We start from the raw sequence: 8,062 nt of genomic DNA on the forward strand, positions 1-8,062 counted from the left end.
GCACCGTGAGGAAGCGGGGTCCGTACGCCCGGAAGGCCTGGATGGCCCCCATGTAGCTAGGGGCCTCCAGGAGGACCGGGGCCCCTTCGTCCAGGAAGACCTTGCCGAGAAGGTCCAGGCCTTGCTGGCTTCCCGTGGTGATGAGGACCTCTTCCGGGGTCACCCCAAGCCACCCCGCCACGAAGGCCCTTAAAGGAGCGTAGCCCTCGGTGGGGCCGTACTGCAGGGCCACATTGCCCCTTTCCCTAAGGATCCTGGCCGCAAGCTCCGCCGCCTCCTCCTTAGGGAAGAGCTCCGGGGCGGGTAGCCCCCCGGCGAAGCTCAGGACCCCGGGGCGCTGGGTGAGCTTGAGGAGCTCGCGGATGGTGGAGGCCTGGAGGCGCTTCGCCCGCTGACCAAAAAGGGTACTCCACTCCAGGGTTTTCACCGCACCATTTTACCCCCGGGCGTGAGGCCCCTCAGGGAAAGAGCTTACGGTAGGCTTCCAGGGCGTAGCGGTCGGTCATCCCGGCCAGGTAGTCGCACACCGCCCGCTCCACCCCCTCTTCCTCCAGCCGACTTTGCACGCCCTTGGGGAGGAGCCGGGGGTTCTGGGTATAGGTGTGGAAGAGCTCCACCAGGACGGTTTCCGCCTTGCGCCTTTCCCTCAGGACCTCCGGGTGGTGGTAGAGCCTCTCCATGAGGAAGGCTTTGAGCTCCCGGTGGGCCTTCTCCGCCCCCGGGGAAAGGGCGGCGAGGCGTTTTGGGTGTTGGCGCACGGCCTCGGCGCTTTCCACCCCCGCTTCCTCCACCCGGCGGTGGGTTTCCAGGGTGGCCTCGGTGATGAGGTAGCCCAAAAGCTGGCGCACCAGGATCCTCCGCCCGAGCTCGCCAAGCCTTTCCAGGTCCAGGCCCTCCTCCCGGGCCAGGTCCTGGAGGAGGGGCACCTCGGCGAGCTCTCCCGGGGCGAGGAGCCCCGAGCGGAGGCCATCGTCCAGGTCGTGGGCGGCGTAGGCGATGGCGTCGGAAAGGTCCACCACCTGGGCCTCGAGGGTCCCCTGCCCCTCGTAGAGGGGCTTGAAGCCCGGGGCGTAGCGGGTCTCGTGGGTGGCGATGCCCTCCAGCACCTCGTGGGTGAGGTTGAGCCCCCGGAAGCCGGGGTAGCGCTCCTCCAGGTGGGTGAGGATCCTTAGGGCCTGGGCGTTGTGCTCAAAGCCGCCGTGGCCCTGCATGAGGCGGTCTAAGACCTGCTCCCCGGTGTGGCCGAAGGGGGGGTGGCCCAGGTCGTGGGAGAGGGCGATGGCCTCGGTGAGGTCCTCGTTGAGGCCGAGGGCCCGGGCGATGGACCGGGAGACCTGGACCACCTCCAGGGTGTGGGTGAGGCGGGTGCGGTAGTAGTCCCCGGCCCAGTTGGGAAAGACCTGGGTCTTGTACTCCAGGCGGCGGAAGGCGGTGGTGTGGAGGATCCGGTCCCGGTCCTTTTGGTAAGGGGTGCGGTAGGGGCTTTCGGGCTCGGGGTGGGCCCGCCCCCGGGTGTCCTTGGCCTTTTGGGCGTAGGGGGCGAGGCGCTCCTCCAGCTCCAGAAGCCTTTCCCGGGGGAAGAGCATCTAGACCCTCTTGAAGAGGAGGACGGCGTTCTGCCCGCCGAAGGCGAAGGAGTTGGAGAGGGCGTAGTCCACCCGGGCCTCCCGCGGCTCGGGGACGAAGTCCAGGTCCAGCTCGGGGTCGGGGTCCTCGAGGTTCAGGGTGGGGGGAATGACCCCGTGGTAGAGGGCCTGCACCGTGGCGATGGCCTCCACCGCCCCCGCCGCCCCCAGGAGGTGGCCGATCATGCTCTTGGTGCTGGAGACCATGAGCCTCTTGGCGTGCTCCCCGAAGACCCGCTTGATGGCCAGGACCTCCGCCCGGTCCCCCACGGGGGTGGAGGTGCCGTGGGCGTTGATGTAGCCCACCTGCTCGGGGGCGATGCCCGCGTCCTTCAGGGCCCGGGCCATGGCCAAGGCCGCGCCCTTCCCCTCGGGGTGGGGCTCGGTGATGTGGTAGGCGTCGGCGCTCCGGCCGAAGCCCAAAAGCTCGGCGTAGATGCGGGCGCCCCGCCTCTTGGCGTGCTCGTACTCTTCCAGCACCAAGACCCCCGCCCCCTCCCCCATGACGAAGCCGTCCCGGGAGAGGGTGAAGGGGCGGCTCGCCTTGTGGGGCTCCTCGTTCCGGGTGGAAAGCGCCCGCATCACGGCGAAGGCCCCGATGGCCATGGGGGTGATGGCGGCCTCGGTCCCCCCGGCCAGCACCACCTCCGCCTCCCCCAGCTGGATCATGCGCAGGGCGTTTCCCAGGGCGTCCGAGCCCGTGGCGCAGGCGGTGACGGCGGTGGAGGAGGGCCCCATGAAGCCGTAGCGCATGGCGATGTGGGCCGAGGCCATGTTGGCGATCATCATGGGGATGAAGAAGGGGCTGATGCGGTTTGGACCTCGCTCCAGGAAGACCTTGCTCTGGGCCTCCCAGGTCTCCATCCCCCCGATCCCCGTGCCCACCAGAGTGCCCACCCGCTCGGGGTCAAGCTCCTCGGGCTTGAGCCCCGCGTCCTCCAGGGCCAGGTGGGCGGCGATGAGGGCGTACTGGACGAAGCGGTCCAAGCGCCTGAGCTCCCTCCGGTCAATGTAGGCCCCGGGGTCCACCTCCACCTCGGCGGCAATGCGCACGGGGAGGGCCGAGGCGTCAAAGCGGGTGATGGGCCTGACCCCGCTTTTTCCCGCAAGCTGGGCTTTGTGGAAAGCTTCCTGTCCCACCCCGATGGGGGTGAGGGCCCCTAGGCCGGTGACCACCACGCGTCGCATGGGGGTAGTATACCCGGGACCCCCTAGGGGAAGGGGAAGGCGGGGCTCCTTGCGCCCCGCCCTTGCCCAGGGCCCGGCTAGCCCAGCTTGGCCTTGATGTGCTCCACCGCGTCCTTGACGGTGCGGATCTTCTCGGCCTCCTCGTCGGAGATCTCCAGGCCGAACTCGTCTTCCAGGCCCATGATGAGCTCCACCGTGTCCAGGCTGTCCGCCCCCAGGTCCTCAATGAAGCGGGCCTCGAGGGTCACCTTCTCCGGCTCCACCTGGAGCTTGTCCGCGATAACCGCCTTCACCTTTTCAAAGATCTCCTGCTCCGTCATGAAAAACCTCCTTTGGGGATTCTAGCACGAAGCCTCAGTGGGGGGTGAGCCCCCCGTCCACGCAGAGGGTCTGGCCGTTGATGTAGCCCGCCTTCTCCGAGACGAGGAAGGCCACGGCCTCGGCCACCTCCTCGGGCTTGCCGAAGCGCCCGGCGGGGATCTCTTTCAGGTAGGCCTCCTTTACCTCCTGGGGAAGCTTTTCCGTCATCTCGGTCTCAATGAAGCCCGGGGCCACGGCGTTCACCGTGATCCCCCTTTGGGCGTACTCCTTGGCCACCGCCCGGGTGAAGCCGATGAGGCCCGCCTTGGAGGCCACGTAGTTGGCCTGGCCTGGGTTGCCTAAGATCCCCACCACGCTGGTGATATTTACGATGCGCCCGAAGCGGGCCTTCATCATGAGCTTCACCGCCTCCCTTGTGGTGCGGAAGGCGGCGGAGAGGTTGGCCTCGAGGACCGCCTCCCAGTCCTCGTCCTTCATGCGCACGAGGAGGGTGTCCCGGGTGATGCCGGCGTTGTTCACCAGGGTGTCCAGGCCCCCGAGGGCCTCCGCCGCCTGGTGGACGAGGGCGGTGGCCGCCTCCGCCTCCAGGAGGTTCGCCTCGAGGACCGCCACCAGGGGGCTTCCCCGCTTCCTCGCCTCCTCCGCCACCTCCTGGGCCAGCTCCCGGTTCTTCCCGTAGTGGATGGCCAGGGCGAAGCCGTCCTCCGCGAGCCTCAAGGCGATGGCCCGGCCGATGCCGCGGCTTGCTCCGGTGATGAGGGCCTTACGCATGCGCCACCTCCAGCGCCTTCCTTAGGCTTTCCGGGTCCTGGACGCTAAGGGCCTCCGCCTCCTTCAGGGTGCGGAGGACGAGGCCCTTGAGCACCTCCCCGCTTCCAAACTCCAGGAAGCGCTTTAGGCCCCTCGCTTCCATGTCCCTTAGGATCTCCACCCAGCGCACCGGGGCGGTGATCTGCTCCAGGAGGAGGGCCCGGATCCTTTCCGGGTCCTCCTCGGTCCTCGCGGTGACGTTGGAGTAGACGGGGAAGCGGGGCCTCTTGAGCCGAACTTTTTCCAGGTCCTGGGCGAGCCTCTTCCGGGCCTTGGCCATGAGGGAGGAGTGGAAGGGGGCGGAAACGGGCAGGAAGACCACCCGGGCCCGCTTTTCCTTAAGCCTTTCCGCCGCCTGCTCCACCGCCTCTTTCCTTCCCGAGATCACCGTCTGCTCCGGGGCGTTGAGGTTGGCGATCTCCACCCCCTCAAGGCCCTCCAGGGCCTTCTTGATTTCCTCCAGGGGAAGCTTCAGCACCGCGGCCATGGCCCCTTCCCCCGGGGGGACGGCCTCCTGCATGTACCGCCCCCTTAGGCGCACGAGCCTCAGGGCCTCCTCCAGCTCCAGGGTGCCCGCGGCCACGTGGGCCGTCCACTCCCCCAGGGAGTGCCCGGCGGCGAGGGCGGGGGGCTTCCCGCCCGCCTCCAGAAAGGCCCGGTAGGCGGCGTAGCCCACGGCGAGGAGGGCGGGCTGCTGGTTCTCCGTGAGGGTGAGGGCCTCCTCGGGGCCCTCCCACATGAGCCTAAGGAGGCCCGGCAGAGCGGCCTCGGCCCGGTCCAGCACGTCCTTCGCGGCGGGGGAGGTTTCGTAGAGGGCCTTCCCCATCCCCACCCGCTGGGAGCCCTGCCCGGGGAAGAGGGCGGCGTACATCAGGCACCTCCCCAGGTGAGGACGGCGGCGGCCCAGGTGAGGCCCGCCCCGAAGGAGACCAGAAGGACGTGGTCCCCCTCCTGGATGCGCCCCGCGTCCACCGCCTCCTTGAGGGCCAAGGGGATGGAGGCCGTGGAGGTGTTGCCGTAGCGGTCCACGTTCACCACCACCCTTTCCCAGGGGAGGCCCAGGCGCTCCCGGGCGGCGTCAATGATCCGGAGGTTCGCTTGGTGGGGGACGAAGACCTTGATGTCCTCCGGGGTGAGGCCTGCCTTCTCTATGGCCTCGAGGGTGGCGGTGTTCATCACCCGCACGGCGAACTTGAAGACCTCCCGCCCGTTCATGTAGAGGCGGTTTTTCATGGAGGTGCCGTCGGGAAGCCTCGGGGCCACGCAGGCGTGGAAGAGCTCCTTGCCTCCCGTGCCGTCCGCCCCCAGGACGAAGGACTTGAAGCCGAAGCCCTCCCGCACCCGGCCCACCACCGCGGCCCCGCCCCCGTCGCCGAAGAGGACGGCGGTGGCCCGGTCGTTCCAGTCAATGATCTTGGAGAGGGCCTCCGCTCCCACGGCGAGCACCTTCCGGGCGAGCCCCGCCTCCACCAGGGCGTGGGCCTGGGCCAGGGCGTAGATCCATCCGGGGCAGCCCGCGAGGAGGTCGTAGGCGAAGGCCCTGAGGCCGAAGCGGGCCTGCACCAGGGCGGCGGTGTCGGGGAAGAGGGCGTCCGGGGTGTTGGTGGCCACGATGACGGCGTCCACCCCCTCGAGGGCCCCCGGGTGCCTCCTTAGGAGGTCCTCTACCGCCCTAAAGGCCAGGTCCGAGGTGTACTCGTCCTCCGCGGCGATGCGCCTTTCCTTGATCCCGGTGCGGGTCACGATCCACTCGTCGGAGGTGTCCAGGTAGGCCTCAAAGTCCTCGTTTTTCATGACCCTCTGGGGCACATGGGCCCCTAAGGCCAGGATGCCGCTCATGCCTGACCTCCCGTCATGGGCCCCACTATACCCGGGACTCCGGAAAAAGTTAAAGCCCCGGGGGCCGGGGCCTCGCGATCCTGAGAGAGGCTAGACCTCCAGGACCTTGCGGCCGTCGTAGTAGCCGCACTCAGGGCAGACGGTGTGGGGGGGCCTCATCGCCTTACACTCGGGGCAGGGAACCAGGGTGGGGGGGGTGAGGGCATGGTGGCTCCTGCGGGCGTCGCGCCGCGCCTTAGAGGTCTTCTTCTTGGGTACCGGGTGCTTGGCCATCTCCCATCCTCCGCGCGGGGCTTTGGGCCCCGCTAAACCCTTGGCAGTATAGCAGAAGGGCTAGAGTTCGGGAAGGAGGTCCTTTAGGTCCAGGAGGGGATGGGGGGTCTCCACCTCGTGGCCGCAGTCCACCAAGTTGCGGTCGGCTCCGCACACCGGGCAGAGCCCCTTGCACCCCTCCTCGCAGAGCACGGTGTAGGGCATCTCGCTCACGAAGGCCTCGGTGAGGAAGGGGAGGAGGTCCAGGTCGGGCTCGCCGAAGGCGTAGTACTCGTCCTCGTCCTCCTCGTGGAAGACCATCTCGGGAAGCCCCGGCTCGTAGCGGAGGAGGTGCTGGAAGTGGGCGTGCACGTGGGTGGGGGTGGGCTTGAGGCAACGGCGGCACTCCATGAGGACCACCCCCTCCACCTCCCCGGAGAGCCAGTACTCGTTCCCGCCCACGCTGGAGACCGCCACCTTCCAGGTGGCTTCCCCTTCCAAGGGGAACCGCTCCTCCCCCACCCAGAAGGCTTCCCGCACCGCGCCGGAGGCCTTGACGGTGCCCCCGTCCTTGAGGAGGCGGGCCAGGTTGATGCTTGCCACCTCGCGGTAGTCCATCCCAACCAGTATAGCCCCTCTCCCCGCCTTTTCCTAGGGCATAAACTTCCCGAGCAGCGCATAGGCCTTTCTGCTACCCTCAGGCCCATGGAGCGCGTGGCCGTTTTGGGCGTGCCCATGGACCTGGGGGCGGGGAGGCGGGGAGTGGACATGGGGCCTTCCGCCTTGCGCTACGCCCGGCTTCTGGAGGAGCTGGAGGCCTTTGGCCTGGCGGTGGAGGACCTGGGGAACGTGCGGGTTCCCCTGGCCGAGACCTTGAGGGAGAAAAAGGGGCCCTACTTGGAAGAGATCCGCCAAGCGGCCCTAGAGCTACGGGACCGTCTCAGGGGCCTTTCCGAGGGGGTGTTCCCCATCGTCCTCGGGGGGGACCACTCCCTTTCCATGGGCTCGGTCTCCGGGGCGGTCAGGGGGCGGACGGGGGTCATCTGGGTGGACGCCCACGCCGACTTCAACACCCCCGAGACCAGCCCCTCCGGCAACATCCACGGCATGCCCTTGGCGGTGCTTTGCGGTCTGGGCCACCCGCGGCTTACCGAGGCCTTTCGGGCGGTGGACCCGAAGGACGTGGTGCTGATTGGGGTGCGGAGCCTGGACCCGGGGGAGAAGCGCCTCCTTAAGGAGATGGGGGTCCGGGTGTACACCATGCACGAGGTGGACCGCTTGGGCGTGGCCCGCATCGCCGAGGAGGCCCTGGCCTACTTGGAGGGGCTTCCCCTGCACGTTTCCCTGGACGCGGACGTCCTGGACCCCACCTTGGCCCCGGGGGTGGGAACCCCGGTGCCCGGAGGGCTCACCTACCGGGAGGCCCACCTCCTTATGGAAGTGTTGGCCCAGTCTGGGCGGGTGCGAAGCCTGGACCTGGTGGAGGTGAACCCCATCCTGGATGAAAAGAACCGCACCGCGGAGATGATGGTGGGGCTTGCCTTGAGCCTTCTGGGGAAGCGGATCCTCTAGCCCCGGGGAAACCCCTGGCGGACCCTCCTCCCCAAGGCGAGGCCTTGGGCGAAGGCCCCTTGCAGGGAAGGGTAGGGGGGGAGGCGCTTGCGGTGGAGGAGGGGCTCGAGGGCCTCCCGGGCCCACTCGCTCACCAGGAGGGGAAAGTCTAGGCCCGTTTCCAGGAAGTACCCCTCCGCCTCCCGCCAGGCTCCCTCGAGGCGGCGGAAGAGGGCCTCGGGGTCTTTGGGAGGCGGGGCCTCGGGCCAGAGGAAGCCGGTGGCCACGCCGAGAAGCCAGCTTCCCCTGAGTTCCCAGCTCCACGCCTCGCTCCCCAGGCGCACGTAGGCCAGGGGGTCCCTGCGCAGAAGGACCTTGGGGAGATGGGCCAGCGGATCTTCCATGCCCTTGCCTTTACTTTACTCAAAACTTGCACCTCCCGCATACCCCGCATAAACCTTCACCCCCTCCCCCCG

Annotated in this window: 10 protein-coding genes and 1 pseudogene; 1 reads left to right on the forward strand and 10 read right to left on the reverse strand. The window is 68.5% G+C overall.

All coding sequences use genetic code 11. The features are described from left to right. From lysN to ABJK26_RS03005, 9 genes and pseudogenes are all read right to left on the reverse strand, one after another. Positions 1 to 427: pseudogene (lysN, locus tag ABJK26_RS02965) on the reverse strand (2-aminoadipate transaminase); the annotation flags it as partial. Between the two features lie 31 nt (positions 428 to 458). After that, positions 459 to 1,586, reverse strand: a complete 1,128-nt coding sequence (locus tag ABJK26_RS02970) for a deoxyguanosinetriphosphate triphosphohydrolase (protein ID WP_347240741.1) — start codon at positions 1,584 to 1,586, stop codon at positions 459 to 461. Beyond that, complete coding sequence (fabF, locus tag ABJK26_RS02975; protein ID WP_347240742.1) at positions 1,587 to 2,813, reverse strand: beta-ketoacyl-ACP synthase II; 1,227 nt, start codon at positions 2,811 to 2,813, stop codon at positions 1,587 to 1,589. Between the two features lie 77 nt (positions 2,814 to 2,890). Next, a complete protein-coding gene (gene acpP, locus ABJK26_RS02980; RefSeq protein ID WP_347240743.1) occupies positions 2,891 to 3,133 on the reverse strand; it encodes an acyl carrier protein in 243 nt (80 codons plus the stop codon). Positions 3,134 to 3,167: 34 nt separating this feature from the next. Continuing rightward, the gene (gene fabG, locus ABJK26_RS02985; RefSeq protein ID WP_347240744.1) at positions 3,168 to 3,905 is read right to left on the reverse strand and encodes a 3-oxoacyl-[acyl-carrier-protein] reductase; all 738 of its coding nucleotides are present in this window, start codon (positions 3,903 to 3,905) and stop codon (positions 3,168 to 3,170) included. Beyond that, positions 3,898 to 4,815 carry an ACP S-malonyltransferase gene (gene fabD / locus ABJK26_RS02990; RefSeq protein ID WP_347240745.1) on the reverse strand — a complete coding sequence of 306 codons (918 nt, stop codon included), beginning with the start codon at positions 4,813 to 4,815 and terminating at the stop codon, positions 3,898 to 3,900. The genes fabG and fabD overlap by 8 nt, the downstream gene beginning before the upstream one ends. Next, complete coding sequence (locus ABJK26_RS02995) at positions 4,815 to 5,783, reverse strand: beta-ketoacyl-ACP synthase III (protein WP_347240746.1); 969 nt, start codon at positions 5,781 to 5,783, stop codon at positions 4,815 to 4,817. Before ABJK26_RS02995 ends, fabD begins: the two co-directional genes overlap by 1 nt. A 90-nt stretch (positions 5,784 to 5,873) precedes the next feature. Beyond that, the gene (rpmF, locus tag ABJK26_RS03000) at positions 5,874 to 6,056 is read right to left on the reverse strand and encodes a 50S ribosomal protein L32 (protein WP_014515146.1); all 183 of its coding nucleotides are present in this window, start codon (positions 6,054 to 6,056) and stop codon (positions 5,874 to 5,876) included. 60 nt (positions 6,057 to 6,116) lie between these two features. Continuing rightward, complete coding sequence (locus ABJK26_RS03005) at positions 6,117 to 6,653, reverse strand: DUF177 domain-containing protein (RefSeq protein ID WP_347240747.1); 537 nt, start codon at positions 6,651 to 6,653, stop codon at positions 6,117 to 6,119. An 87-nt stretch (positions 6,654 to 6,740) separates the two neighbouring features. Between ABJK26_RS03005 and rocF the strand changes: the two genes are divergently transcribed. Then, positions 6,741 to 7,607 (forward strand): arginase, encoded by an 867-nt coding sequence (rocF, locus tag ABJK26_RS03010; RefSeq protein WP_347240748.1) that lies wholly within the window; start codon positions 6,741 to 6,743, stop codon positions 7,605 to 7,607. Here the strand turns inward: rocF and ABJK26_RS03015 are convergent. Continuing rightward, positions 7,604 to 7,990: a hypothetical protein gene (locus ABJK26_RS03015; protein WP_347240749.1), complete on the reverse strand. Its 387-nt coding sequence runs from the start codon at positions 7,988 to 7,990 to the stop codon at positions 7,604 to 7,606. The genes rocF and ABJK26_RS03015 overlap by 4 nt on opposite strands. Positions 7,991 to 8,062: the final 72 nt, after the last annotated feature.

Source organism: Thermus sp. (assembly GCF_039793865.1).
In the GTDB taxonomy this organism is placed as follows: Bacteria; Deinococcota; Deinococci; order Deinococcales; family Thermaceae; genus Thermus.

Coding starts and splice junctions, on each gene's coding strand:
- ABJK26_RS02970 (WP_347240741.1), bottom strand. CDS start 1,586: ATGCTCTTCCCCCGGGAAAGGCTTCTGGAGCTGGAGGAGCGCCTCGCC.
- fabF (WP_347240742.1), bottom strand. CDS start 2,813: ATGCGACGCGTGGTGGTCACCGGCCTAGGGGCCCTCACCCCCATCGGG.
- acpP (WP_347240743.1), bottom strand. CDS start 3,133: ATGACGGAGCAGGAGATCTTTGAAAAGGTGAAGGCGGTTATCGCGGAC.
- fabG (WP_347240744.1), bottom strand. CDS start 3,905: ATGCGTAAGGCCCTCATCACCGGAGCAAGCCGCGGCATCGGCCGGGCC.
- fabD (WP_347240745.1), bottom strand. CDS start 4,815: ATGTACGCCGCCCTCTTCCCCGGGCAGGGCTCCCAGCGGGTGGGGATG.
- ABJK26_RS02995 (WP_347240746.1), bottom strand. CDS start 5,783: ATGAGCGGCATCCTGGCCTTAGGGGCCCATGTGCCCCAGAGGGTCATG.
- rpmF (WP_014515146.1), bottom strand. CDS start 6,056: ATGGCCAAGCACCCGGTACCCAAGAAGAAGACCTCTAAGGCGCGGCGC.
- ABJK26_RS03005 (WP_347240747.1), bottom strand. CDS start 6,653: ATGGACTACCGCGAGGTGGCAAGCATCAACCTGGCCCGCCTCCTCAAG.
- rocF (WP_347240748.1), top strand. CDS start 6,741: ATGGAGCGCGTGGCCGTTTTGGGCGTGCCCATGGACCTGGGGGCGGGG.
- ABJK26_RS03015 (WP_347240749.1), bottom strand. CDS start 7,990: ATGGAAGATCCGCTGGCCCATCTCCCCAAGGTCCTTCTGCGCAGGGAC.